The organism is Methylobacter sp., assembly GCF_004322395.1.
Classification (GTDB): Bacteria; Pseudomonadota; Gammaproteobacteria; order Methylococcales; family Methylomonadaceae; genus Methylobacter_A.
On record NZ_SCTW01000118.1, the window covers coordinates 54101 to 79248 of the forward strand.

25 protein-coding genes are annotated in these 25148 nt (G+C 49.6%); 6 read left to right on the forward strand and 19 right to left on the reverse strand.

Annotated features, from left to right (window positions below; translation table 11 throughout):
* The first annotated feature begins 41 nt into the window (after positions 1–41).
* Positions 42–935 carry a phosphoribosylaminoimidazolesuccinocarboxamide synthase gene (locus EPO18_RS15920; protein ID WP_292434952.1) on the forward strand — a complete coding sequence of 298 codons (894 nt, stop codon included), beginning with the start codon at positions 42–44 and terminating at the stop codon, positions 933–935.
* Between the two features lie 240 nt (positions 936–1175).
* On the opposite strand, the gene EPO18_RS15925 is transcribed toward EPO18_RS15920, so the two are convergent.
* Positions 1176–1892: a YebC/PmpR family DNA-binding transcriptional regulator gene (locus EPO18_RS15925; RefSeq protein WP_292434953.1), complete on the reverse strand. Its 717-nt coding sequence runs from the start codon at positions 1890–1892 to the stop codon at positions 1176–1178.
* Positions 1893–2358: 466 nt separating this feature from the next.
* Between EPO18_RS15925 and EPO18_RS15930 the strand changes: the two genes are divergently transcribed.
* Genes EPO18_RS15930 through EPO18_RS15940 form a run of 3 tightly spaced genes read left to right on the forward strand, consistent with a single transcriptional unit; the run spans position 2359 to position 3169 of the window.
* Entirely contained in the window at positions 2359–2532 is a 174-nt protein-coding gene (locus EPO18_RS15930) for a hypothetical protein (protein WP_292434955.1), read from the forward strand.
* Between the two features lie 8 nt (positions 2533–2540).
* Entirely contained in the window at positions 2541–2666 is a 126-nt protein-coding gene (locus EPO18_RS15935; RefSeq protein WP_292434957.1) for a hypothetical protein, read from the forward strand.
* A 56-nt stretch (positions 2667–2722) separates the two neighbouring features.
* The gene (locus EPO18_RS15940; protein WP_292434960.1) at positions 2723–3169 is read left to right on the forward strand and encodes a DUF4383 domain-containing protein; all 447 of its coding nucleotides are present in this window, start codon (positions 2723–2725) and stop codon (positions 3167–3169) included.
* Positions 3170–3612: 443 nt separating this feature from the next.
* Here the strand turns inward: EPO18_RS15940 and murJ are convergent, their stop codons facing one another.
* Entirely contained in the window at positions 3613–5160 is a 1548-nt protein-coding gene (gene murJ / locus EPO18_RS15945) for a murein biosynthesis integral membrane protein MurJ (protein ID WP_292434962.1), read from the reverse strand.
* A gap of 97 nt (positions 5161–5257) precedes the next feature.
* On the opposite strand from murJ, the gene rpsT reads away from it, so the two are divergent.
* The gene (rpsT, locus tag EPO18_RS15950; RefSeq protein WP_006890844.1) at positions 5258–5521 is read left to right on the forward strand and encodes a 30S ribosomal protein S20; all 264 of its coding nucleotides are present in this window, start codon (positions 5258–5260) and stop codon (positions 5519–5521) included.
* Positions 5522–5595: 74 nt separating this feature from the next.
* Here rpsT and proB read toward each other — a convergent pair whose 3' ends face one another.
* The 4 genes from proB to rplU form a co-directional block, all read right to left on the reverse strand.
* On the reverse strand, positions 5596–6717 hold the full coding sequence (gene proB / locus EPO18_RS15955) for a glutamate 5-kinase (RefSeq protein ID WP_292434964.1): 1122 nt from the start codon (positions 6715–6717) through the stop codon (positions 5596–5598).
* A complete protein-coding gene (gene cgtA, locus EPO18_RS15960) occupies positions 6704–7738 on the reverse strand; it encodes an Obg family GTPase CgtA (protein WP_292434966.1) in 1035 nt (344 codons plus the stop codon). Before cgtA ends, proB begins: the two co-directional genes overlap by 14 nt.
* A 146-nt stretch (positions 7739–7884) precedes the next feature.
* Positions 7885–8142 (reverse strand): 50S ribosomal protein L27, encoded by a 258-nt coding sequence (gene rpmA, locus EPO18_RS15965; protein ID WP_292434968.1) that lies wholly within the window; start codon positions 8140–8142, stop codon positions 7885–7887.
* A gap of 17 nt (positions 8143–8159) precedes the next feature.
* Positions 8160–8471 carry a 50S ribosomal protein L21 gene (rplU, locus tag EPO18_RS15970; RefSeq protein ID WP_292435019.1) on the reverse strand — a complete coding sequence of 104 codons (312 nt, stop codon included), beginning with the start codon at positions 8469–8471 and terminating at the stop codon, positions 8160–8162.
* 260 nt (positions 8472–8731) lie between these two features.
* On the opposite strand from rplU, the gene ispB reads away from it, so the two are divergent.
* Positions 8732–9736 carry an octaprenyl diphosphate synthase gene (ispB, locus tag EPO18_RS15975; protein WP_292434970.1) on the forward strand — a complete coding sequence of 335 codons (1005 nt, stop codon included), beginning with the start codon at positions 8732–8734 and terminating at the stop codon, positions 9734–9736.
* Between the two features lie 12 nt (positions 9737–9748).
* Here ispB and EPO18_RS15980 read toward each other — a convergent pair whose 3' ends face one another.
* The 13 genes from EPO18_RS15980 to EPO18_RS16040 all read right to left on the reverse strand — a co-directional run bounded on the left by EPO18_RS15980 (position 9749) and on the right by EPO18_RS16040 (position 25147).
* The gene (locus EPO18_RS15980) at positions 9749–10156 is read right to left on the reverse strand and encodes a hypothetical protein (RefSeq protein WP_292434973.1); all 408 of its coding nucleotides are present in this window, start codon (positions 10154–10156) and stop codon (positions 9749–9751) included.
* Positions 10157–10210: 54 nt separating this feature from the next.
* Positions 10211–11650 carry an NADH-quinone oxidoreductase subunit N gene (locus EPO18_RS15985; RefSeq protein ID WP_292434976.1) on the reverse strand — a complete coding sequence of 480 codons (1440 nt, stop codon included), beginning with the start codon at positions 11648–11650 and terminating at the stop codon, positions 10211–10213.
* Positions 11650–13134 (reverse strand): NADH-quinone oxidoreductase subunit M, encoded by a 1485-nt coding sequence (nuoM, locus tag EPO18_RS15990; RefSeq protein WP_292434978.1) that lies wholly within the window; start codon positions 13132–13134, stop codon positions 11650–11652. The genes EPO18_RS15985 and nuoM overlap by 1 nt, the downstream gene beginning before the upstream one ends.
* The gene (gene nuoL, locus EPO18_RS15995) at positions 13131–14966 is read right to left on the reverse strand and encodes an NADH-quinone oxidoreductase subunit L (RefSeq protein WP_292434980.1); all 1836 of its coding nucleotides are present in this window, start codon (positions 14964–14966) and stop codon (positions 13131–13133) included. Before nuoL ends, nuoM begins: the two co-directional genes overlap by 4 nt.
* 266 nt (positions 14967–15232) lie before the next feature.
* A complete protein-coding gene (gene nuoK, locus EPO18_RS16000; protein WP_292434982.1) occupies positions 15233–15541 on the reverse strand; it encodes an NADH-quinone oxidoreductase subunit NuoK in 309 nt (102 codons plus the stop codon).
* Positions 15538–16056, reverse strand: coding sequence for an NADH-quinone oxidoreductase subunit J (gene nuoJ, locus EPO18_RS16005; protein ID WP_292434985.1), 519 nt, complete (start codon positions 16054–16056; stop codon positions 15538–15540). The genes nuoK and nuoJ overlap by 4 nt, the downstream gene beginning before the upstream one ends.
* Positions 16057–16069: 13 nt before the next feature.
* Positions 16070–16585 (reverse strand): NADH-quinone oxidoreductase subunit NuoI, encoded by a 516-nt coding sequence (nuoI, locus tag EPO18_RS16010; RefSeq protein WP_292434987.1) that lies wholly within the window; start codon positions 16583–16585, stop codon positions 16070–16072.
* Between the two features lie 228 nt (positions 16586–16813).
* On the reverse strand, positions 16814–17770 hold the full coding sequence (gene nuoH, locus EPO18_RS16015; RefSeq protein WP_292434989.1) for an NADH-quinone oxidoreductase subunit NuoH: 957 nt from the start codon (positions 17768–17770) through the stop codon (positions 16814–16816).
* Positions 17767–20457: an NADH-quinone oxidoreductase subunit NuoG gene (gene nuoG, locus EPO18_RS16020; RefSeq protein ID WP_292434992.1), complete on the reverse strand. Its 2691-nt coding sequence runs from the start codon at positions 20455–20457 to the stop codon at positions 17767–17769. The genes nuoH and nuoG overlap by 4 nt, the downstream gene beginning before the upstream one ends.
* On the reverse strand, positions 20457–21746 hold the full coding sequence (nuoF, locus tag EPO18_RS16025) for an NADH-quinone oxidoreductase subunit NuoF (RefSeq protein WP_292434995.1): 1290 nt from the start codon (positions 21744–21746) through the stop codon (positions 20457–20459). The genes nuoG and nuoF overlap by 1 nt, the downstream gene beginning before the upstream one ends.
* A 6-nt stretch (positions 21747–21752) precedes the next feature.
* Complete coding sequence (gene nuoE, locus EPO18_RS16030; RefSeq protein ID WP_292434997.1) at positions 21753–22232, reverse strand: NADH-quinone oxidoreductase subunit NuoE; 480 nt, start codon at positions 22230–22232, stop codon at positions 21753–21755.
* Between the two features lies 1 nt (position 22233).
* The gene (nuoC, locus tag EPO18_RS16035; RefSeq protein ID WP_292434999.1) at positions 22234–24033 is read right to left on the reverse strand and encodes an NADH-quinone oxidoreductase subunit C/D; all 1800 of its coding nucleotides are present in this window, start codon (positions 24031–24033) and stop codon (positions 22234–22236) included.
* Between the two features lie 472 nt (positions 24034–24505).
* A complete protein-coding gene (locus EPO18_RS16040) occupies positions 24506–25147 on the reverse strand; it encodes an NADH-quinone oxidoreductase subunit B (RefSeq protein WP_292435000.1) in 642 nt (213 codons plus the stop codon).
* Position 25148 lies beyond the last annotated feature (1 nt).

A 25148-nucleotide genomic window follows, 5' to 3' on the forward strand; every position in this document is an offset into this window, starting at 1 on the left:
ATTGGTAAAATCGCCCAATTTAACACCCCCAGCGAGAACTTATGACCGCTCCAGAAGCTCTATACCAATCAACATTGTCGTCTTTAAAGCTCCGCGCTCGCGGCAAAGTACGGGATATTTACGACATTGACGACAAGCACATGCTGATTGTGACCACTGATCGGCTGTCTGCATTCGATGTTATTTTGCCCGATCCGATTCCCGGCAAAGGCCGTGTTTTAACCAACGTGTCCAATTTTTGGTTTGAAAAAATGAAACACGTAATGCCTAATCACCTGTCCGATGTTCCGCTGGAACAGGTCGTGCCCGATGCTACCGAGCGTGCGCAGATTGAAGGCCGCGCTATCGTCGTCAAATTGTTAAAACCGCTGCCTGTTGAAGCGATTGTGCGTGGTTACCTGATCGGCTCCGGCTGGAAAGATTACCAAAAGTCCGGCGCTGTCTGCGGCATTAAATTGCCCGAAGGATTGCAACAAGCGCAGCAATTACTGGAACCGATCTATACGCCGTCTACAAAAGCCGAGGTGGATCAGCATGACGAGAATGTTTCTTTTGAAAAAACCGTCGAATTGATGGGGCAGGACTTGGCCGAAAAAGTGCGCGACGCCAGCCTGAAACTGTACAAGGAAGCCGCTGCCTACGCTAAAGAACGGGGCATTATTATTGCCGACACCAAATTTGAATTCGGTATCGACGATAACGGCGTTTTATATTTGATTGATGAGGCGTTGACTCCCGATTCATCGCGCTTTTGGCCTGCGGATCAATATCAGGTAGGCATCAGTCCGCCCAGTTTCGACAAGCAATATATCCGTGATTACCTGGAGACACTAGACTGGAATAAAACCGCGCCGGGCCCGCATCTTCCGGCTGAAGTAGCTGAGTATTGCGCGGCGAAATACCGTGAAGCGGAAATCAGGTTAACCCAAGGTTGATTTTTAAGCTTAGATAAATCGGCTAGTCCACGAAAACCGCAAAGAACACGAAAATATTCAAACGCTATAGGCTGAAACGATCCACCCAAGCTTTGTCCTGGGCTTGCCGAAGGAGCAAGAGAACCTCTTCCAGTGAATCCATTAAAACACGACATGTACGGGGACTGTTGTGTGCAGCCTAAAGCCACTTGGCTTAACGAGAGAGACCACGATTAAAGCAACCAACCGTTGCATGGACCGTTAAAATTCGGCATCATGATAAACATTCTGCACGTCGTCCAGATCGTTCAACAGGTCTAAAAATCTTTCAAATACTGCCAGATCATCACCGCTAATAGCCGTGACAGATCTTGGCACAAACTGTATTTCGTCCACGTCAAAATCGATCTCGCCTAACGCATCCGCTAAGGCTTGCTTTGCCTTGAAATAGTCGGCCTGGGGTGTGAAAACAGTCACTTTTCCATCATCGCTTTCAATATCGGTAACGTCCACATCGGCCGTAAGCAATGCTTCAAGAACAGCGTCCTCGTCATCATTTTTAAATGCCAAGATAGCGGCATGGTCAAACATGTGGCTGACCGTGCCTTGAGTGCCAATTTTACATTTTGTTTTGGTAAAACATTGGCGCACATCGCCAAAAGTACGGTTAGGGTTATCGGTCAGGCAGTCGACAATGACCATGCAGCCGCCGGGGCCAAAGCCTTCATAGCGTGCAGGTGCGAAATCTTCGCCGCCTCCGCCCTTAGCTTTGTCGATTGCTTTTTCAATAACGTGAGTAGGCACCTGGTCTTTCTTGGCGCGCTCAATCAACCCCCGCAGTGCTAGATTTCCAGCAGGGTCAACACCTCCCGATTTAGCACTTACATATATTTCGCGGCCATATTTGCTATAGACCTTTGCCTTAGCATCAGACGTTTTGGCCATGGACACTTTACGGTTTTGATAGGCTCTACCCATTTGGTTGTTGCTCCATTACATAGATAAATATTTAAATTCTACAGATAAGTATTTGTATAGGGAACCCATTTCATACCAGTTGCCGTGTGACGGAAAGTACTTGTCGAATAATTCAGCTATTTTGATCTTTTCTACCGGCGCTAACAGAGCAGTGGAATATTACCTATCCGTTCGGTTCTTATTATGTTAAGCGCTATCACTCCGGCAAACGATAGTAACAGTGGTAATTAAAAATCTTAGATAAAGTTAAAGCCTGATGAACAATGTACGTCAACGTACAGATATTTCGGCCGGTTAATCGTATCATTTTTTCAAATGGATGAATTGTCGTCTCTTGTCACTGCTTCGGATATAACTCGAGCGGATTTTGTTTTAGCAATGTTCAGCCCCTTCATTACGAAAGATTAAATATGAGGAAAACTTATGATTCCGACTAAAGCTAAATCCATATCCTTCCGGAGTGAAAATGACCCCTTCACTTTGCTCACTGGCAACCACGAAAAGTGAAAACTTATTTACCGTATACGCCAAAATTTCTGAAAACGATGACAATAGCGATGTGAAAAAGATGTTGGTACAGCAAAATACGCCAAGAGCTGATTATTCACACGCAAAAGGAAAAAGACAAGATTTTCGTTAAGGAAAAAAATGGCTGGCATGGATACAACCGTATTGGGCAAAAGGATAAGCGAGTGTAAGGATGATCATACTGCGGTGATGAAAATGGATAAGGAGATGGACACAGTGGTAAGCGATGAAGCGGAAAATGGCTGAATAGCTTTTCCAATTTATATCTAAATATCAGCTTTTTAAATTAATTGGAGGCAGTGATGAATATACGTACATTCACCCTATCTATTGGTATTATTTATTTACTTGTTGGCATATTAGGTTTCATTCCGGCCTTAATGACGGCTCCACCCCAAAATGCTCCGGTCATGTCATCGCCATATAGTTTGCTGTTCGGTATGTTTCCGATAAACACCCTGCACAATATCGTGCATTTGGGTATTGGTGCATGGGGTATCTTGGCTTATAAAGATATTGACGACGCCCGTGTTTATGCTCGCTGCCTCGCCGTTCTGTATGGCGCACTTGCCGTGTTTGGGCTTATCCCCGGTTTGAGTACACTCTTCGGGTTGGTTCCGCTTTTCGGCCATGACGTCTGGCTGCATTTGCTGACAGCATTAGCAGCGGCTTATTTCGGTTTCGTGTCGCCTGTAACGGTGGAAATGGGGCATTCAAGACAGCCGGATAAATCGGGCCGAGTCTCTTGATACCTTGTTGTTGATTCAACCAGCTTGATCTTGAAGCGTTTCAGGACACTTTATTTATTTTAAGCAGTGCGTGCGAATCGTATTTGGCAGAGAGACTGTATTTTATGTCTGTTAATTAGTTCATGTTCAAGGTGGCCGGCATGTTTGCTCGTATATCTGATCTTCCACAGATGATTTTCGGCCAAGAAACACCAAGTTTGAGAGTCAGCTGTGGATAGGATGGCAACAGCCAATTAACTGCAATGGCACCCCGGGATGTCTACAAAGAGCCCCGGGGCGCCAAGGGATGGTAAAATTCAACATCGCAAAAAGACAACCGCGTCAAAAACGATCAGAATAGTCTCAAAGACCGCCCCGGCTTTTCCCGAGGATCTACGCTTTTGCATGAGAAGTATAAAAATCCTGTTCCATGCTGCTTATTAGGAACCATCCATAATGTCAGGTTAAGGTTGATCATGCCTGCGAGCGGCCAAATGCTTTAGCCTTAACCCCGTTAACAGCAATGTTACCGTGTAAATTGCCAAACCTATTCCTATCCATTTCACCAAATTGATCACGCGGGTCAAGGAATTCCAGTGGTTCCACCAGTCAGCATCGACAAAATAATACAACCCGGCCGACATTGCTCCGGCAGCCAGCGATACTCTGACACAAAACAGCCGCCAGCCGTCTGCCGGTCGGTACACATTGTCTCTTTGCAATTTTATCAGTAATAAAGCGGCGTTAAAAAAAGCGCCCAAAGATGTCGCTAAAGCCAACCCCGCATGCGCCAGCGGGAAAACCAGCGCCAGATTCAGTCCTAAGCTGACTATCATTGCATAAACCCCGTACCGAACCGGCGTTTTCATATCGCCGCGCGAGGTAAAGCCCGGTACCAGCACTTTAATCAGGATAAAACCCAGCAAACCAAACGAATACGCCTTTAAACTCCGCCCTGCAAAATGAACATCACTGGCGCCGAATTCATTATATTGAAACAGCGTTGATAGCATCGGTTCAGCCAACAACAGCAACCCGATAGTAGCAGGAAGCCCTACCAAAACAACCAGTCGCAAACCCCAATCCAGTGCATTTGAAAAAGCGGCGGCGTCTTCCGCAGCATGGCTTTCGGATAAACTCGGTAAGATGACCGTTGCCAACGCAAGGCCTAAAATACCTAACGGAAACTCCACCAGACGGTCGGAATAATACAACCAGGACACACTACCAACGGTTAAGAACGAAGCAAATAATGTATCCAGCAACAAATTAATCTGTGTCACCGAAACGCTAAAAATTGCCGGCAGCATCAGGCTTATAATCCGTTTAACGCCCGAGTCATCAAAGCCCAGTCTTAGTCTTGGCATCAGCCCCAATCGCATCAACGACGGAAACTGAAACAACAGCTGCACGATACCTGCAGCAAAAACACCCCAGGCTAATGCAATAATAGGTTCTTCCATCAATGGCGAAAGCCAGACTGCGGTGACGATCATACAGATATTCAGAAAAACCGGGGTTAGCGCGGGAATTGCAAATCTTCCATGCGCATTTAAAATGCCTCCGGCAAAAGCCACCAACGCAATAAAAAACAGGTAAGGGAAGGTAATTTGCAGCAGCTGCACGGACAGCTGATATTGGTTTCCTTGCCACATAAAACCGGGAGCCAGCAGCATGATAAGCACAGGGGCTGCAATTATGCCGATCAAGGTAATCAGCGCTAAAAACACCGATAGAGTTCCGGCTGTTTTATCGATAAACTGCTTTAACTCGGCTTTGTTGTCACGCTCTTTATATTCGGACAACACCGGAACGAAGGCGTGTGCAAAAGCGCCTTCGGCAAATAATCGACGCAGAAAATTGGGGATCTTGAACGCGACAAAAAATGCATCTGTTGCCGAATCTACGCCGAAAATATGTGCAATCAACATATCTCGGATAAATCCAAGGATCCGTGAAATCAGGGTCATGCTGCCGACGACTACAGTTGATTTAAAAAGCTGCCTGCTCAATGCCGCTCCTGTTGTGTTACTTTAAAAATTTGACAATAATATCATTTATACAGATAATGCACGGCTTAATTAACTTACCACAAAGAATCGAGAAACTATGGCTAATACAGCACAAGCTAAGAAGCGTGCGCGACAAGCGGAAAAAAGCCGTATTCGCAACGCAGGACAACGTAGCAACTTACGCACTTTCATCAAAAAAATCATTGCCGCAGTTAAGCTTGGCGACAAAGAAAAAGCGCAAGCAGCCTACAACACTGCCGTTCCGATTATCGATTCCGCAGTTACCAAAGGTATTATTCACAAGAATAAAGCCGCACGCGGTAAAAGCAGACTGAACGCAAAAGTAAAAGCTATCGCTTAATCGCTTTATCTTTATATAATAAAAAAAGGCCGGACTCTTTGAGCTTCGGCCTTTTTTTATTGCTTTTGAGTCATCTAAATTATTACCAGATTATCCCGGTGTATCAGCTCCGAATCGTCGAAATAACCTAAAATACTTTCAAATTCCGAGCTGCTTTTGCCGGCTATTAATTGGGCATCGGCATTGCCGTAATTAGTCAATCCGCGCGCAATTTCCAAGCCGGCTTCATCCATACAAGAAACCAACTCGCCACGTTCAAACCGACCCGATACCGATTTAACGCCAACAGCCAGAAGGCTTTTGCCCTCATTTTTCAGCATCCTGACCGCGCCCGCATCCAGAGTCACTTGCCCTTTAACTTGTAATTGTCCGGCGAGCCAGCGCTTTCTTGCGACTAATGGCTCGATGTCAGGTAATAGATGAGTCCCTAAATCGGCCCCGGCAATTACCTCAGCAATAACATTATTGACTGCACCGGCAGCAATGACTGTTGCCGCGCCGGATCTTGACGCCAGTCGCGCCGCCCGCACTTTGGTGCACATGCCGCCTCGACCCAAACCGCTACGGCTATCGCCGGCCATAATATCCAGCCGATCGTCGTTAACGCTGATTTTGGAAATTAATTTTGCATCGGGATTCAAACCGGGATCGGCCGTAAACAAGCCCTGCTGATCGGTCAAAATAATTAGTAAATCGGCTTCGACCAGATTGGCAACCAGCGCAGCCAGCGTATCATTGTCGCCAAAGCGGATCTCTTCGGTCGCTACTGCATCATTTTCATTAATAACCGGCACCACACCAAGCTTGAGCAAAGTCAGCAATGTGCTTCTGGCATTTAAATAGCGCTGCCTGTCCGACAAATCGTCATGCGTCAATAACACTTGCGCCGCATGCAACCGATGCTGCTGAAAATTATCGTCAAAAACGCGCACCAAACCCATTTGACCGACAGATGCCGCCGCCTGCAATTCATGCAATGTCTTGGGCCGCACCTTCATACCTAATCGGCACATGCCTTCTGCGACAGACCCGGAAGAAACTAGTATCACATCGATAGATTGCTGTCTCAAACCGGCCATCTGCTCAACCCAAGCAGCGATGGAGGTTTTATCAAGCCCCTGCCCACCCTTAGTCAATAAAGAACTGCCTATTTTGACGACGATCCGCTTAACCTTGGCAAAATCACTCCTGCTCACTTTTTTCCTGCCGTTGCTGTTCCAAAAAGTTCATGATGGCGAACATCAGTTCTCTCGTGCCATCTCCATTAATCGCTGCAATTTTAAAGACCGGCCCCGTCCACTCCAGCTCATCGATAATCGCTTGGCAGCGCTGATCGACTTCTTCTTCAGGCAACCGGTCTATTTTATTCAACACCAGCCAGCGCGGCTTGGCGGCTAGCTCATCGCTCCATTTTTCGACTTCGTGGATGATTTTTTTAGCCGCCTGCACTGGCGATTCCGTACTTTCGTAAGGCTCGACATCAATCACATGCAATAGCAGCCCGGTGCGCAACAAATGCTTCAGGAATTGCAAGCCAAGACCCGCGCCTTCTGCCGCACCCTCAATAACGCCGGGAATATCGGCAATGACAAAACTACGCAAATCATCAACGCTAACTACACCCAGATTGGGATGCAGGGTCGTAAACGGGTAGTCGGCAACTTTGGGCGTTGCTGCCGACACCGAACGAATCAGGCTGGATTTTCCGGCATTGGGCATGCCAAGCAAGCCGACATCGGCAATCAGCGTTAACTCCAGATTAAGCCTGCGATGTTCGCCTTCGCTGCCTTTGCTGGCCTTTTGTGGCGCACGGTTAACGCTGCTTTTAAAGCGCGTATTGCCTAGACCATGAAAACCGCCTTGAGCAACCAGCAGGGTCTGCCCAACTTCAGTCAAATCACCTATGACCTCGCTGGTTTCCGCATCGGAAACCAGCGTTCCAAGCGGCACCGGCACATAGCAATCGTCGCCTTTTTTGCCGGTGCAATTACGGCTCATGCCGTTCTGTCCGCGTTGCGCCCGATGTACGGCATGGTATCGAAAATCGACTAACGTATTTACATTCTCTGCTGCAATCAGATAAACGCTGCCGCCATCGCCGCCATCGCCGCCATCCGGACCGCCCATCGGAATATATTTCTCGCGCCGGAAGCCAATGGCGCCATTGCCGCCATCGCCAGCTTCTACACGAACTTCCGCCTCGTCAACAAATCTCATAAATCACATGCCGCCAAACTTCAAACTCAACCGATAAAAACAAAAAAAGCCCCGCCATAAACGGCGGAGCTTTTTTAAAGTTGCCGGATTACTTAAAAACCCGACTTAACTGTCCCGCCATATTAATAGCGCGATAGTTGTGTGCCTTATGCAGCAACAATACTGACAAATTTACGGCTATCAGGGCCTTTAACCTGAAAAACCACTTTGCCGTCAGCTGTCGCAAACAAAGTATGATCTTTTCCGCAACCTACATTATCACCCGCGTGAAACTGGGTTCCACGTTGACGAACGATAATATTGCCTGCCGTTACAGTCTCGCCACCGTAACGTTTAACACCTAATCTTTTCGCATTAGAGTCGCGTCCGTTACGGGTACTACCGCCAGCTTTCTTATGAGCCATTTGTAACTCCTGATATCTTAAGCAGAAATGCCAGTAATCTGGACTTCTGTATAGTACTGACGATGCCCCATTTGTTTCATATGGTGCTTACGTCTTCTGAATTTAATAATTTTAACTTTGTCGTGCCTACCTTGAGACAAGACTGTCGCTGTAACTTTGCCGCCTTCGATAAAAGGCATGCCGACCTTAACAGCATCGTCTGACTGAACCATCAGAACTTTATCGAACTCAATGCTGTCGCCTTCGCCTAGCTCCAGTTTTTCTATTTTTAAGTAAGTACCTTCTTCTACGCGGTACTGTTTACCACCTGTTTGAATTACCGCATACATCGGCGCAAGCTCCATCAAGCATTAATCTGTTTAAAGTAAACAAAAAATTATATTTTTAAAACAAAGTCGAGTCAATCTAAATTGAACTAAAACTCTAAATAACTTATCAAAAGAGTATAAACTAAGCTATTGCAATCAATCTAACTCATCAATAGCATGGGCCATTAACGTTTTATTAAGTTATAATAGTTTAACAGACTTTGATTTTCATGGCTATCGCCCTGAAAAGTAACCCAAACATACACACGCAACACTACATAATGGCATCGCATTTACAATCCCCCGCTCCCGCCCCCATTGATTTTGATTCAATCAAGGAATTAACTACTGCTGAGGCTAAAGCTGTCGACCAACTCATCATTAATGAGTTAAGTTCCGATGTTATCCTGATCAACCAGATGGGGCGCTATATAGTGGGTAGCGGCGGCAAACGGTTGCGTCCGATGCTGCTTTTATTGGCGGCCAAGGCATTGGGGGGAGCCAGCGACAACCACCTGCTGTTGGCTGCGGTCATTGAATTTATCCACACCGCCACGCTGCTGCATGACGACGTTGTCGACGATTCCGATCTCAGACGCGGCAAAGAATCCGCCAATGCTGTCTGGGGTAACGCGGCCAGCGTATTAGTCGGCGATTATCTTTACTCCAGCGCGTTTGAAATGATGGTGCGCACCGGTAATATGCGGGTCATGGAAATACTCTCAAAAACCACCACCGCTATTGCGGAAGGCGAAGTGCTGCAACTTTTAAATTGTAATAACCCGGAAACTACCGAAGAAAAATATCTCGAAGTTATTGCCAGAAAAACAGCTATTTTATTTAGCGCTGCAACCAAATTAGCTGCGGTTATTGCCGGAGCATCAACTGAAATTGAGCAAGGCTTAGCGTTATACGGACAACATCTGGGCGTTGCTTTTCAATTGATTGATGACGCACTCGATTACAAAGCCAGCATAGACGAACTGGGCAAAAATCTCGGCGATGACCTTGCCGAAGGCAAACCCACCTTGCCATTGATTTACGCGATACAAAACAGCAACGAAAGCGAGGCCAAAATTATTATTGATGCGATAAAAAACGGCGATCGCAACGCATTCAACGAAGTATTTGCCATTGTGCAACGCACTAAAGCCATTGGCTACACAGAACAACGCGCCGATGAAGAAGCCCAAAAAGCAATAAGTGCATTAAGCGTATTGCCTGATTCAGAATACAAACAAGCTCTGACTTTATTGGCAAAGTTTTCCGTTCAACGCAATTATTAATGACTTTGCCGGCTAGTCTTTAAGTAGCGCATTATACGCATGCGCTTTTTCAAGCAGCAGATTATATTTATGCTCAACCTTGTCCATTATTTCGGTTAAAAACTGCGTGACCTCGGCATTTTCAACACTTCCGGCCACCGATAGCATATAAGCCTCCAGCTCACTAACCGCATCCGTATCGACAAGCTCATCAAGCAGCGCAGCTGCCTCGGAATCGCTCATAGCCTTAACCAGCTTATTTGCCGCTAAACCTTGTTGCAATACCTGTTGCAGCATATCAACCGCTTGAGCCATTTCCTGAACTTTTTCATTGACGGTTTGGAGTAGCGTTAAATTTTCGGTGAACTCAAGAAATTCGTTTACTGCTTTTTTTAGCTCATGCAAGCGAAGCTCGTGTTTTGCTTTTATTGTTTGCCGCATAGTTATTCCAATCTTTCTCCAAATACGCCAATTATAATTCAGATTTAATATTTATCATGTCGCGTAGGCCACCAACTGAATGACATTTACCAACAAAGTTGGATAAATGCCGAACCAAATCAACAACATCGTTAAAAAAACGAGTACTGCAGTGGAAATGGAATATTGAGCAGGTTCAATTGCAGTGGTTTCGGCATTCGTTGACATAACAACGATGATCCTCAAATAGTAGTAAAGCCCTAAACCGCTCCCAACGATAATAGCAAACAGCAATCCCCATAATCGGCTATCGGCTGCGCCGGCAAAAATATAGAATTTGCCGATGAAACCGGCAGTCAGCGGAATACCTGCCAGCGACAGCAGCATCAGGGTAAAAGCCGACGCCAGCCACGGTCTTTGCCAAAACAGCCCACGATAAAAAGAAATATCCTCGGCTTCCGTTTGCGGCGTTGAAAGTATAGAAACAACCCCGAACGCGCCGATCGTGGTAATAAAATAAGCGAACAGATAAAAGGTAACCGACTCTATTAGCAACACGGAAGAAATACTGCCGCCCGCAATGAATGCGACCAGCAAATATCCCATGTGAGCGATGGATGAGTAGGCCAGCAAACGCTTAACATTATTTTGCAGCAACGCCAGTAGATTACCTCCCAGTATCGATAGACCGGCAATAACACTGAAGATATTTAGTAATGGCTTATATGCGTAACTATCGGTGCTGATGAAATATCTCAAAAGTAAAACAAAAACAGCGCCTTTTGAAACGGTGGCGATAAATGCAGTGATCGGCGCGGGTGCGCCCTGATAAACATCCGGCGTCCATAGATGAAACGGTATCAGGGAAAGCTTAAAACCCAGCCCGGCCACGATCAGGATAATCCCACCTAGAACCATGATATTCATATCGTCCCGGCTCGCGATATAGCCTCCGATGCCACTGAAATAAAGCTCGCCGCATTGCGCATAAATCAACGCCATGCCCATCAGCAGGAAAGCCGAAGACACCCCCGACAATATCAGGTATTTGATTGCTCCCTCCAACGGCCGCGATTGCTTGAGCGGATAGCCTATCAGCACAAACAACGAGATACTGAGTATTTCAAGACCCATAAAAAAAGCTGCAAAATGAGTGCTGCCGACCAGCACAGAGCCGCCCAGAAGGGCAGTCAGCAGCAGCAGCGGGAGCTCTTCATTTTGTCCTTCACGATCTTTAAAATAATCGTAACAAAATCCCAACACCGCAAGACCTGACGACAGCAACAGCGCCATATAAAAAAGCATATAAGCATCGACCTGGATCAATAAACCGGTCTGAATCGGGATTTCCCGCCATGCGCTGCCCAACGACCAAAGCGACAGGATGAGGCCAACGGCGGCAACGCTGCAAGCCAAAACAAAATTCCGCCTGACAGCAATACCTAACATTACCGCTATCGCAGTTCCGGCAATAGTCATAATAGGCGCAAGAGCGATAAGCTGGTTAATGTTCATTAGCCTTCCTTCACAACGGAGCTTTGCATTTCCTGCTTCAGAGCAGGAGCCGAGACGTTCAATACCGTCTGAGGACTTAGGCCAAGCCAGACCGTAGTAAGCGCCAGCAAGCCTAGCGACAGCCATTCGCGGCGGCTGAAATCGGACAAAGGAGCATGCTGATAAAGTGGACCGTAAAAGGTTTTTTGTATCATGATCAGCGCATAAACCGGAGCTAGAATTAAGACTAACGTTGCCGCAACGGTTAATGCTGTATTGACGTTAAACGCTCCCTGCAACACCAGGAATTCGCCTACGAAATTCCCCAATCCGGGAAGGCCTAACGACGCTATCGCAAAGAACAATGTCAACGCCGACAAAATGGGCAGCGCGGGCCATAGCCCTCCCATATTTCCCATTTCGCGTGTATGCAGCCGTTCCTGCAAAGCTCCTGCGATCATAAACAACGCCGCAGCGCTGATGCCGTGAGCCAGCATCGTGACGACCGAGCCCTGCAAGGAAAGAGGATTCCAGGAAAATATCCCAAGCAAAATAAAACCCATGTGGCTGACACTGGTATAAGCAATTAACCGTTTCAGATCGGATTGAGCGAAAGCCATGACCGCCGCATAAAGCACGCCGATTGCGCCCATCGCCATCGCCACCGGGGCAAACTGCTGCGCCGCTTCCGGAAACAACGGCATGACGAAACGCAGCAAGCCATAGGCGCCGGTCTTAAGCATGACTCCGGCCAGAATCACACTGCCTCCGGTAGGCGCTTGAGTATGAGCGTCCGGCAGCCAAGTATGAAAAGGCACCACAGGCAGCTTGACGGTAAACGCGATAAAAAAGCCCAGCATCAGCCAAAGTTCGGCATCAGGCCCAAGTGCAGTATTGAGCAATTCGAAATAATCGAAACTATAAGTACCGCTTTTGTTATAACGTATCAGCATCAACGCTATGATCGCTATCAGCATCAGCAGACTGCTGACTTGCGTAAAAATAAAAAATTTGATTGCCGCATAAGTCCGGTTTTCATGACCCCAGATGCTGATCAGAAAATACATCGGAACAATCATCAATTCCCAGAAGAAAAAAAACAAAAATAAATCAACCGCCAGAAACACGCCTATCGTGCCGGCCAGACACATCAACAAATTGAAGAAAAAGAAACCCTGCCGGTTCTTGATTTCGGTCCACGAACTGCTGATTGCCATAAATCCGAGCAACACCGTCAGCATTATCAAAAGCAGGCTGAGACCATCCATAGCCAGATGAAGACCAATGCCGAAACGCGGTATCCACGGGCCGGAAAACTCGGCAAACCAAGCTGATGACAAACCGTCAGTTTCACTAGCAATCGAGTAGGGCAATATTAGCAACAGAACCTCAACCGTAAGGGTAACGATCGCTACCCAACGCGGAGCCGCCGGATTCCTGCGCTCTGAAAACCAGGCAGCGAACCCTCCCAACAGCAAAACGCAGATAAGCACAAGCAATATCACGACAACCATCCTATAGCGAGAATAGCCACAGTGCCGAGCGTCATCAATGAGACATACCAACGAATATGCCCGGTCTGGGACGCACTGATCAGAAAATGACTTCCCCGGCTTAGCAACACTAGCGTAGTGTATATGCCATCCACGGCATCGTTTTTATTGAGTTTGGCGATGGTTTTAAAGGGCCGCATCACCAATGTGTCATAAAGCGCATCGATGCCCCAGCCATTAAAAAATAACCCTTGAATTTCCTTCACAAGGTTGAAGCCTGCAAGACGCTGAACGGAAAAAGTACCGGTAAGATAGAACAGCCCCGCGATCAATAAACCGATAAAAGATGTCGTAGCGGTAATGAACGAGACAAGATTGAAGCCATGGTCAATATTAAACAAATCCGGCAATACAGAATCCAAAGGGATTCGCAACATGCCGCCAAATAGCGCCAACGCACCAAGCAAAATCATCGGCAAGCTCATTCTCCAGCCGAGCTTGCTTTCAATGGCAGGGCGTTCCCTGCCAAAAAAAACCACGAACACAAGACGGAAGCTGTAGATGCCGGTAATCAATGCGCCGAGGCAGCCCAACACCCACAAAAGCGGAGAGACTTCGAAAACCGCCATCAGAATCTCGTGTTTGCTGTAAAAACCTGAGGTAAAAGGCAGGGCCGATAAAGCCGCGCTGCCGATCATAAAACTCCAGAAAGCCAAAGGCATGGTTTTACGCAGCCCGCCCATCTTGAAAATGTTGTGCTCGTGATGAAAACAGAAAATCACCGCGCCCGCGGCAAGGAACAATAGCGCTTTGAAGAACGCATGAGTCAGTAAGTGAAAAATCGCCGTCGACCAAGCTCCAACGCCCAAAGCGAGAAACATATAACCAATCTGGCTGATAGTTGAATAAGCGAGAATACGCTTGATGTCGGTCTGAACCAGCGCTGAGCAGCCGGACATTAATAAGGTGATCGTTCCAAGCACCGCAACGGCGAATTGAACCGGCGGCGCCATCATAAACAAGGCATTAGTCCTTGCAATTAGGTAGACGCCTGCAGTGACCATCGTGGCAGCATGAATCAGCGCGCTAACCGGCGTAGGGCCTGCCATCGCGTCGGGTAACCAAGATTGCAGCGGCAATTGCGCGGATTTACCCAATGCTCCGCCCAGCAGCAATGTTGCTGCCGCAACAGGCAGCACGGCGCCCGGAGTCCACTGGCTGGTCGCCCGGAGCATTAGGAGCTGAATATCGAACGTATGCAATTGGGTAAACAGCAGAAACAGGCCCAATAACATAGCCGTGTCTCCGACCCTGGTCATTACAAATGCCTTGCGTGCGGCATAGCCGTTGTTCGGGTCTTCATACCAGAATCCGATCAGCAGATAACTGCCGAGCCCGACACCTTCCCAGCCTAGGTAAAGCAGAGCCAGATTATCTGCCAGCACCAGCACCAGCATCGCGGACACAAACAGGTTCATATAGGCGAAAAATCGCGCATAGCCGAAGTCGGATTCCATAAATCCGGCAGCATATAAATGGATTAGAAAGCCGATACCGGTAACGACAAAAAGCATCGTGACCGACAAAGCATCGAGATAGAAGCCGAAGGGTATCGACAGATCGTCAACTTCCATCCAGTGTCCCAATACCAGTTGGTAAGGCCGCATCGTTCCATTCAGGAATTCAGCTCCGATCAGAGCGGTTAATAATGCCGAAGAAGCCACGCTTCCGACGCCAACCCAGGCAATTAGCGATTTGGTGAGCCATTTACCCGCCAGTACCAGAATTAAAAACCCAAGGAATGGAAATAATGGCACCCACTTTAGTAGTTCGATTATTCCCATTACCGTTGTCCTCGATCCCACGCGCCGCGTGGGAATGCAGTCGAGGCGCGCTGCGCCTTGTGACACCCAGCAGTGCGAGCGGTTGAAACTAAGCGGGTACCCAAGCTCCAGCTTGGGTACCCCAGTCCAGAAAGCTCTAGCTTTCTGTGCCCCGGGAAGCTGGAGCTTCCCGCACTGAGTTCCCAAACTGGAGCTTGGGAACTAGCAAAAACTCCCTGCCGGAGTGATGGACCATTGTGCTCTGGCAGTTCTATCATTTTCATCGTCTATCCTTTCATCCCACTCAACGAATCCGCATCCAGCGTATGGAACCGGCGGAAAATTTGCAGCACCAGCCCAAGTCCGACCCCCACTTCAGCCGCAGCCAGAGTTAATATCAGTAAAAACATGATTTGCCCGTCCGCTTGTCCCCAACGAGACCCCGCCACAATAAAAGCCAAACCAGTAGCATTGAACATAATTTCCAGAGACATCAACATCATAATCAGGTTACGCCGCACCAACACCCCGATTAGCCCCAACACAAACAGCACGGCAGATAGCAACAGGCCATATTCCATCGGAATCCCATTCATGATTCCCCTCCGGCTTTTCTCATTTTCAGCATCGGCTTTCCCAAGTGATAAGCGCCGACCAAACCGGCCAGCAGCAGCATCGACGCCAGTTCCACCGCCAGCAAATAAGGCCCGTATAATGCTATTCCGACTTGCTTGGCGTTCACTATGTGGCCGGTGTCCGCGTTGCCGCCAAGCACAATAACGGCCAGCATTTCGATAAACAGAATCAATGCCAGCAGCGACGGTCCGATCCAGGTATCCGGCTGTAGCCAAGCGCGTTCCTGGTCAATGGTCTGTTGCCCTTGATTGAGCATCATGATCACGAAAACAAACAGAACCATAATCGCCCCGGCGTAAATGATCACTTCCAGCACCGCGGCAAAATGAGCGCCCAACAAAAAAAACAAAACGCCGACGGCCAGCAGAGACAAAATCAGGTACAACAGCCCATGTACTGCATTGAGCCGGGTGATCATCATTACCGTCGCGAAAATGGCAACGGCGGAAGTGATATAAAACAAAGTCAACGTCATAATATTCTCTCCATCAGGGTAACAAGGTTTTTACATTAACCGGCAGCGCTTCGTTTTCGGCTTGTCCCTTGGCTTTACTCCCGACTGTCATCCCGGCTACCCGGTAAAAGTTGTAATCGTGATACTTCCCGGTCCCATCAATTAATAAGTGTTGTTTTTCGTAAACCATGTTCTGCCTGTCGTATTCGCACATTTCAAAATCCGGCGTCAGTTGAATCGCGTTAGTTGGACAGGCTTCTTCGCAAAGTCCGCACATAATGCAACGAGAAAAATTGATGCGAAAAAATTCGGGATACCAGCGGCCGTTCTCGTCCTCGGTTTTTTGCAAGGCGATGCAATCCACCGGGCAAGCTACCGCGCACAGATTGCAGGCAACGCAACGCTCTTCGCCGTCAGGGTCGCGAGTCAGCACGATGCGTCCACGGTAGCGTGGAGACAGCGCCGGTTTCTGTTCCGGGTATTCGACCGTATCCGGTTTGACAAACGTATGCTTCAAAACTTCCCATAATGATCGCAATTGACTTAGCATCGTTTTACCCTCTTCGAATTAAACATCCACAAAAGCATCGTCCACAAAAGACACGAAAAGCACGAAAAATCCTGAAACACAATTCTGCGCACTGCATTTTTACCGAGACTTTTACAAGGCATTCACACTCTCCGACGTGGAAGCCGATTCAACACAATCTTTCGATTGCTTTTTTTCGTGCTTTTCGTGTTTTTCGTGGACCTTGCTTTTTCTATGTCCGACATCGCCCTAATCCCGCAATGACAAAACCACGGCTCCGGTAACCAGCAAATTCAACAACGCCGCCGGTAACAGCACTTTCCAACCAAAGGCCATCAACTGATCGTAACGAGGCCGAGGCAACGATCCTCTCAACAAAATGAAAAACATAATGCCGACAGCGGTTTTCAGACAAAACCACAACAGCGGCGGCAACCAGGGGCCCAGCCAACCGCCGAAAAAAAGCGTCACCATCATCGCCGAGCTAAGCGTAATAGCCAGATACTCGCCGACGAAAAACATACCAAACTTCATGCCGGAATATTCTGTATGAAAGCCTGCCACCAACTCTTGTTCAGCTTCCGGCAAATCAAGCGGAGTCCGGCGGCTTTCAGCTACCACCGCAATCAGGAAAACGATAAAGCCGAAAAACTGCGGAACGATGAACCAACCGCCGCGCTGGGCTTCGACGATCTCCCGTAAATTAAACGTACCGGACAGCATCACCACGCCCATGGCCGAAATGCCCATGAAAACCTCGTAGCTAATCGTCTGCGCCGCTGCACGAAGGCCGCCAAGCAGCGAGTATTTATTGCTGGACGCATAGCCTGCCAGCACGATGCTGTAGACGGACAGCGAGGACAATGCCAGGAAGTAAAGCAATCCGAAATTAAAATCGATGATGCCGATGCCCGGTGCAAAAGGAACGACAGCAAAGCCGGTCAGCATGGTGATAAATACGATAGTAGGGGCCAGCACGAATACCGGCTTGTCAGCGAAAGGAGGAATCCAGTCTTCCTTGAAAAACATTTTGACCATGTCCGCCACCACCTGCATTAAACCGAGCGGTCCGACCCGATTGGGGCCCAGGCGATCCTGCCAAACCGCCAACAGACGGCGCTCCACCCAGATCAGCATCGCTGAAACAAAAATTACCGAAGCTAAAATGCCGACTATATCGGCTGCTTCGCCCAGGCCCGCATTCATAACCGACCCTCCTGATTTACTTTTTTTAACGTTACTTGGGTTATGTTTTGCAAAGATTGGAATGCAGGCAGCCCGGCCGTTATGCCGATCAAACCGCGAGGCAAGGTAAGCTCTGTTTGCACCGGAGCTTTCAGAATAAGGTCTCCTGAAAGATCACAGATTCCGACTTGATCGCCGCTATCGACTTCCAATGTTTCCGAGTCCAGCGGATTCAACAAAACGCAAAAAGCAGGCAGCCGTTCAACTATTGGTGACGAATGCAGACTTAATTCCTCAGTACCGAAAATATGAGGCAACGGCATGATGTGCCATTGATCCTGCTCCGGCTTGAATGCTGAAGGAATGTCGCTGAACCAAGGCATGGTGCCTGACGCTTCAATCAAGCATACTCCGGCATCCCCACCATGCAGATGACCGCCTATTTCTTGCTGGAATTTGTTGATAGCCTGATTGGAGTTCCAGCCTGGAGCCCAGATAACCGGCAATAAAGCCGGCGGGACGTGTGCCGTATCGCCTTCCATCGAAAAAGCGAACGGCGTTTCGATATCGCTCGGCTGAGCTGGTTCGTTGACGTTGATATTGGAGTGCATCGCGGTACGGCCGCTATAGCGGTGGGGTTGTCTTGGGATCTTGCAGCCTTTGACCGTGTAACCTGCTCCCGGCGCGGCCTGGACGATAGCCGCAAGATCGGGAAATGCGTTTGCGCAAGCCGTCGTAAGCGCATCGTGATGCTGCCATTGGGAATCTTCGATGATAGCTGTCAACCATTGCCAACTGCCGCGCACCGGCTCTGTTGCCGGATAGACCGGAAAATAACGCTGAGCCCGCCCTTCGTTATTGACCAAGGTGCCTTCGGATTCGGCGAAAGTCGCCGCAGGCAGCAGCAGCTCGGCATGCTCCGTGGTTTTATTTTCCAGGCTGTCGATAACGACCACATGTGCCGCAGCTTCAAGAAACAAGTCCACATCTTGGGCGGACGCCCGGCGGTAGAGATCGTTCTCAAGAATAATCACGCTACCGGCCGAACCGCTGCCGACTCGCTCGAAAGCCTGTTGCAAATGTCTTCCGCCCATGATCGCCAAGCCGAGGCTGTTACATTCCGGTGCCGTAAACACCAGTTGTTTATTTACTGACGGCAATGCCTTGGCGACGTTGTAGGCCGCCTGAATCACGGCAAGGCTTGCACAACCGGTTCCCGATACGATCAACGGGCGTTTCGCCTGTTTCAGGCTACCGGCAATAGCTAATGCCAAGGATTGTTCCGCATCGCTCAAAGCGGCAGGCGCAGGAGCCGACTGATCAAGACCATGAGCAATCGCAAAGCCCAACCGGGCAATGTCTTCCGGGCTACCGTAATGAGTATTCGTGGCCATATCGTCCAGGCGTGTTGCGCAAATTCCGGCAATAAACACCGGAGTTAAGGCCTGTTTATCCAAATTTCTCACTGCGGCATCTTGCCAAGGCAATACATGCAGGGTGCCAGCCAGCTCGAACGATGCATTGCGCGCGGCCTGCCTTAACGAAAGCGCCAACCTTGGCGCGCTGTGGGTCACATCTTCACCGAGGATCAACACCGCATCGGCTTGTTCGACTTCGCGTAGCGAGGGCGAATGAATGCCGCCATCACGCATCAGTTCGGCGATAATATTAAGTAAACCATGTTCCGTATCCTCCAAACCGAGGAAGAAATTTTCTTCGCCGACCAACGTGCGCAAAGCGAAATTGGCTTCCAGGGAGGCGCGTGGCGAACCGATGCCTATCGTCGGTTCGCCGGTTTGCAGCAGGCTACGAAAATAGCTTTCCGCGGTATCGGTTGTGATGTCAAGGCGTCCGTTGAGCTGCGGTTTTCTGATGCGTTCGGGACTATTGACAAAACCGTATCCAAAGCGCCCTCTATCGCAAAGAAAATAGCCGTTGATTTCGCCGTTATAGCGATTAATAACTCGCCTGAGCTCTCCGTAGCGTTCGCCGGGAGCGATGTTGCAGCCCAAGCCGCAATGGACGCAAATCGACGGCGCGCTTTGTAAATCCCATTTGCGCACATAATGAGCACTGAAGGTTTTGTCGGTGAAGACACCGGTCGGACAGACTTCGACCAGATTGCCGCTGAATTCGTTTTCGAGTGCGCCATCCTCAAACCGGCCGAAATAGACATTGTTATGCATGCCCAAAACTTGCAGATCTTTGCCTCCGGCATACTCGTCATAGAAGCGCACGCATCGGTAACAAGCGATGCAGCGGTTCATCTCGTGATTGATAAACGGGCCGAGATCCTGGTTGTTATGGGTCCGTTTCAGGCCGCGGTAGCGGCGAAAAGTATGGCCGCTCATAACTGTCATGTCCTGCAAATGACATTCGCCACCTTCTTCGCAAACCGGGCAGTCATGGGGATGGTTGGTCATCAGCAGTTCGATATTATCACTGCGAAATTTCCGCGCCTGTTCGGCGTCCAGGGAAATACGCATCGCATCGGCTACCGGCGTCATGCAGGCCATAACCAGCTTGCCCCGCTTGTCTTCCGCATCCTTGTATTGAATGATTGCGCATTGCCGACAAGCGCCCGCCGAACCCATTGCCGGATGCCAGCAAAAATAGGGCAAATCAAGTCCCAGAGACAAACAGGCGGACAGCAGATTGTCGCCGCCCTGAACCTCATAAGATTGGCCGTCGATTTCGATACGAGGCATCACACCGGCTCCATTGCGACGCTTTGATCGACGATGTAATGTTCAAAATCCTCGCGGAAATATTTAAGCGCGCTTTGCAACGGTTCCATGGCTCCGGGAGCTAACGCACAAAAGGTATTTCCGGGGCCCAGCATGCGAGTTAATCCGGACAAAGTATCAAGGTCTTCGATGCGGCCTTGCCCTGCGATAATGTCTTTTAGTAAGGTTACCGTCCAAGGCAAACCGTCCCGGCACGGCGTGCACCAGCCGCAAGATTCCTGGGCGAAAAACTGCTCCAGATTCAGCACCATTTGTACCGGGCAGGTTTGGTCGTCAAGGACGACGATGGTTCCGGTTCCCAGTCGGCTACCGGCTTTGGCTACGGCATCAAAATCCATCGCCACATCCAAATGCTCGGGCAGCAAAAAGTCGGTCGATGCACCGCCGGGCAGGAAGCCGCGCAGCTTGTAACCGCCCTGCATACCGCCGGCATGTTGTTCGATGATTTCACGAATCGGAGTGCCCATCGGCAATTCCCATAAACCGGGACGTTTAACGCGGCCGCTGGCCCCGAATAGTTTTGTTCCTTTATCCGCGCCTCGCGCCAAGCCCTGATACCATTCGACGCCATAATGCAAAATGTGCGGCACGTTGCACAAGGTTTCGACGTTATTGACTACGGTCGGTTTGCCCCAAAGCCCGCTGACCAGCGGGAAAGGCGGTTTAGCCCTGGGCGTGGCTCTCTTCCCCTCCAGCACATTAATCAGCGCGGTTTCCTCTCCACAGATATAACGCCCTGCGCTGGTATGCAAAACTATCTCCAGGCTGAAAGCCGAATTTAATATGTGTTCGCCCAAATAGCCTTTAGACCGGGCTTCTTGCAAAGCATAAGCAAGACGTAGCTTGGCAAGGTGGTATTCATTGCGCAGGAAGATATAGGCGGTATTTGCCTGAATCGCATAGGCCGCAATGATCATGCCTTCGATCAATTGATGCGGGTCTTGCTCTATCAGTATTCTATCTTTGAACGTTCCCGGCTCCATTTCATCGGCGTTGGCAATCAAGTAGCGAGTTTGTGGAGCATTGGCATCCATAGGCACCATACTCCATTTGAGTCCGGCGCTGAATCCCGCTCCGCCGCGGCCACGCAATCCCGCATCTTTAACCCATTGCTGCACGTCTTTCGGCTGCAACTCTGCGATTGTCTTGCGCAGTCCTTGATAACCGCCGGTGCTCTCGTAATCGGCCAGCGTAGCAAAGGCGCGGTCCGGGCGGATATTTTTAGTCAGCGGCTTATCCAAAGTTTCCATAGCAGGTTACCTTCCGAAAATCTCGTTAACGGCATTTTCGCCAAGGTCGAGTCTCAGCTGATCCCCAACCATCGCAACCGGCGCATGGTCGCAAGCGCCCAGGCACACAATCGGCAAAATAGTGTATTCGCCGTCCGTAGATATTTCGCCCAATTCGACGTTCAAATGCCGGCACAAGCGCTCCTTTATTTGATCGCTACCCAACATCCAGCAGGTAACGCTGTCGCAATAATGAATGACGGTTTTGCCGACGGGTTGGCGGTAAATCAGATTGTAGAAAGTTGCTACCGCTTCAAGTTGTGCGGGCGATGTTTCCAATAGCTCGGCGATAGCAACCAGACACTCGTCGGAAATCCAGCGGCGGTGTTTTTGAACGATTTTCAGCGCTTCGATGGAGATCGCGGCTTTATCCGGATAATGACTTATCTCGGCGTTAATTTCCTCGATTTCAGCAAGACTTAAACCCTCAAAAGTTGGCTCGTTCATGTCAGCGGTCCACGTCGGCCATCACAAAATCTATGCTGGCTAATACTGCAACCAGGTCGGGAATCATCATTCCACGGCACATCATCGGTATCATTTGTAAATGCGGAAAAGACGGTGTGCGGATACGGGTACGGTAGGACATCGTGTTGCCATCGCTGGACAAATAGTAAGCATTCAAACCTTTGGTGGCCTCGACGGTTACGCAGGATTCGCCGGCAGGAATCACCGGTCCCCAGCTTACATTCAGAAAATGCTGGATCAGGGTTTCTATATCATGCAGCGTACGTGCTTTGGGCGGCGGCGTGGTCAACGGGTGATAGGCTTTATGCGGCCCTTCCGGCATGTTGTCCATGCATTGCTTGATGATGCGAAGACTCTGGCGCATCTCCTCTACCCGCACAGTGCAACGGTCGTAACAGTCGCCGCGACTGCCGGTGGGGATTTCAAACTCGTAATTTTCATAGCCCGAATAAGGCCGCGCTTTGCGGTAATCCCATGCAAATCCGGTAGCTCGAAGATTCGGGCCGGTCGCGCTCCAGTCGATGGCTTCTTCAGTGTTATACGCGCCGATACCCTGAGTCCGATGCTTCAGTGTGGTGTTTTGCAGCACCAGCTTGTCGTATTGATCCAGCCGGGCAGGCAAGTAATCGATAAACTCGCGTATGCGTTTATGCCAGCCTTTGGGCAAATCCATTGCGACGCCGCCGATTCGGAAGTAACTGGCATGCATCCGCGCACCGCTAATCGATTCCAGAATATCGAACACTTTTTCGCGGTCGATAAACATATAAAAAATCGGCGACATCTGGCCCAAATCCTGGGTATAAGTGCCGTAAAACAGCAGGTGACTGGCAAGACGGTAGAGTTCGCAAATCATCACGCGGATGACTTGAGCGCGCTCCGGAACGTCGATTCCAGCCAATTGCTCCACGGCAAGTACATAAGGCAGGTTATTCATCGATCCGCCCAAATAATCGACCCGGTCCGTATAAGGGATGTAGGTGTGCCAGGACTGCCGTTCGCCCATTTTTTCCGCGCCGCGATGGTGATAGCCGATGTCGGGCAGCGCATCGACAATCTCCTCGCCATCCAGTTGCAACGCGATACGGAATACGCCATGAACGCTAGGATGATTGGGGCCCATATTCAGGAACATGAAATCGCTGTCTTCGCTGTGCCGACGCATGCCCCAATCTTCCGGCACGAAGCGCAAAGCGTCTTGTTCGATGTCCTGCTGCCGGTCGGAAAGACTATAGGGTTCCATTTCGGTTGCGCGGGCGTAATGATCCTTGCGTAGCGGATGGCCCTGCCAAGTTGGCGGCATCAGGATGCGCCGAAGATGCGGATGGCCTTCAAAGACGATGCCGAACATATCCCAGACTTCGCGCTCGTACCAATTGGCCGAGGGCCAAATATTGCTGATAGTCGGCACGGACAAGTCGGCTTCGGTCAGCGCAACTTTGAGCCGGATATCTTCATTGCGTTCAAACGAGAGCAAATGATAGACGACGGTAAATTCGCTGTCCGGAAGGTCTTGCCGATGGCTGCGCTGCCGCTCGTCGATAGCTGTCAGGTCGAACAATAAACCAAAGGGCGGAACTGCCTGTAATTTTAGATAGAGGAGAATGGTGCGCAGGTTCTGCCGGGAAACCCAAAGCGTGATTATGCCGTCGCGGGTCGGCTGGATGGCAAAGCCATCCGCGCCTATTCGCTCGGTCAGTTCGCGAACGATCCGCGGTGCTTCAGTAGGAATATCGATGCTGTCAGCGGTACTGTCCAATGTATTCCCCTTCGTATTCATAACAGGTAAATCGGTTATAAAATATTCACCACGAAGGCACGAAGAAATAAAACTTCGTGTGGTGAATTAAGGCCTAATGTTACGCTTAGACGGTACTCCCGTTTGCCGCGCCGAGCACCGGAGCTTTCGGCGGGAGTAGCCCGAAAGGGGCGCTGCATGGATGCAGCGCGTTGCCAGAGGGCCAAGGATGGCCCTTCTGGCAACCCTCGTCGAAAGTGACAAATTTGCCAGGAGCAAATTTGAACAGCCATCGGCTGGCCCGCAGGGCGAAAACCAGGGATGGTTTTCGTAGCAGCGCAGGAAGCAAGCGGCAACCGGGTCGCCTTTTCTTTGGTTACTTTCTTTTGGCGAAGCAAAAGAAAGTAACTCGCCCTCGGGTGCGAGAACCCGATTCAAATAAACGTCGCGGTAGCGACACTAAATGGCGCGCACAGCACGCCCTACGTATACGCGAAAAAATTTACCAGCCAGGCTATATCTCGTCCGGACTTCTCAACTGCCGGGCATGCATCCTTTCTTCGGTTAGCAAATCGCGGTAACTGGGCTTGGATGATTTAGCTACCGTTTGATCGCCTGCTACCCAGCTTAACGGACGTCTTTCTTTGCCTATCGCATCCTGCAACAGCATCAATCCTTGCAATAAGGCCTCGGGCCGGGGCGGACAGCCCGGCACATAAACATCCACCGGTAAAAATTTGTCCACTCCCTGTACGACGCTGTAAATATCGTACATGCCGCCGGAGTTGGCGCAGGAACCCATGGATATGACCCAGCGCGGCTCCAGCAGTTGGTCGTAGAGCCGCTTGACCACCGGCGCCATTTTTATAAAAACAGTGCCCGAAATAACGATCAGGTCCGCCTGACGAGGCGACCCCCTGATCACTTCGGAGCCGAAACGGGCAATGTCATGGCGGCTGGTGAATGCGGTCGCCATCTCTACATAGCAGCAAGACAGGCCGAAGTTAAAAGGCCAAACGGAATGAGATTGTCCCCATGCGACCATATCCTCGAGCTTGGCAAACAGGCAATTACGGCGCAACGCCTCATCATAAGTCTGCTGCCCATGCTGTGAGTTGGAATCGGTCTCCGCTTTGGTTAAAGTCCAATGCTGCATA

Coding starts and splice junctions, on each gene's coding strand:
- EPO18_RS15920 (WP_292434952.1), top strand. CDS start 42: ATGACCGCTCCAGAAGCTCTATACCAATCAACATTGTCGTCTTTAAAG.
- EPO18_RS15925 (WP_292434953.1), bottom strand. CDS start 1,892: ATGGGTAGAGCCTATCAAAACCGTAAAGTGTCCATGGCCAAAACGTCT.
- EPO18_RS15930 (WP_292434955.1), top strand. CDS start 2,359: ATGACCCCTTCACTTTGCTCACTGGCAACCACGAAAAGTGAAAACTTA.
- EPO18_RS15935 (WP_292434957.1), top strand. CDS start 2,541: ATGGCTGGCATGGATACAACCGTATTGGGCAAAAGGATAAGCGAGTGT.
- EPO18_RS15940 (WP_292434960.1), top strand. CDS start 2,723: ATGAATATACGTACATTCACCCTATCTATTGGTATTATTTATTTACTT.
- rpsT (WP_006890844.1), top strand. CDS start 5,258: ATGGCTAATACAGCACAAGCTAAGAAGCGTGCGCGACAAGCGGAAAAA.
- cgtA (WP_292434966.1), bottom strand. CDS start 7,738: ATGAGATTTGTTGACGAGGCGGAAGTTCGTGTAGAAGCTGGCGATGGC.
- rpmA (WP_292434968.1), bottom strand. CDS start 8,142: ATGGCTCATAAGAAAGCTGGCGGTAGTACCCGTAACGGACGCGACTCT.
- rplU (WP_292435019.1), bottom strand. CDS start 8,471: ATGTATGCGGTAATTCAAACAGGTGGTAAACAGTACCGCGTAGAAGAA.
- ispB (WP_292434970.1), top strand. CDS start 8,732: ATGGCATCGCATTTACAATCCCCCGCTCCCGCCCCCATTGATTTTGAT.
- EPO18_RS15980 (WP_292434973.1), bottom strand. CDS start 10,156: ATGCGGCAAACAATAAAAGCAAAACACGAGCTTCGCTTGCATGAGCTA.
- EPO18_RS15985 (WP_292434976.1), bottom strand. CDS start 11,650: ATGAACATTAACCAGCTTATCGCTCTTGCGCCTATTATGACTATTGCC.
- nuoL (WP_292434980.1), bottom strand. CDS start 14,966: ATGGGAATAATCGAACTACTAAAGTGGGTGCCATTATTTCCATTCCTT.
- nuoK (WP_292434982.1), bottom strand. CDS start 15,541: ATGAATGGGATTCCGATGGAATATGGCCTGTTGCTATCTGCCGTGCTG.
- nuoJ (WP_292434985.1), bottom strand. CDS start 16,056: ATGACGTTGACTTTGTTTTATATCACTTCCGCCGTTGCCATTTTCGCG.
- nuoI (WP_292434987.1), bottom strand. CDS start 16,585: ATGCTAAGTCAATTGCGATCATTATGGGAAGTTTTGAAGCATACGTTT.
- nuoH (WP_292434989.1), bottom strand. CDS start 17,770: ATGAATGCGGGCCTGGGCGAAGCAGCCGATATAGTCGGCATTTTAGCT.
- nuoG (WP_292434992.1), bottom strand. CDS start 20,457: ATGCCTCGTATCGAAATCGACGGCCAATCTTATGAGGTTCAGGGCGGC.
- nuoF (WP_292434995.1), bottom strand. CDS start 21,746: ATGGAAACTTTGGATAAGCCGCTGACTAAAAATATCCGCCCGGACCGC.
- nuoE (WP_292434997.1), bottom strand. CDS start 22,232: ATGAACGAGCCAACTTTTGAGGGTTTAAGTCTTGCTGAAATCGAGGAA.
- nuoC (WP_292434999.1), bottom strand. CDS start 24,033: ATGAATACGAAGGGGAATACATTGGACAGTACCGCTGACAGCATCGAT.
- EPO18_RS16040 (WP_292435000.1), bottom strand. CDS start 25,147: ATGCAGCATTGGACTTTAACCAAAGCGGAGACCGATTCCAACTCACAG.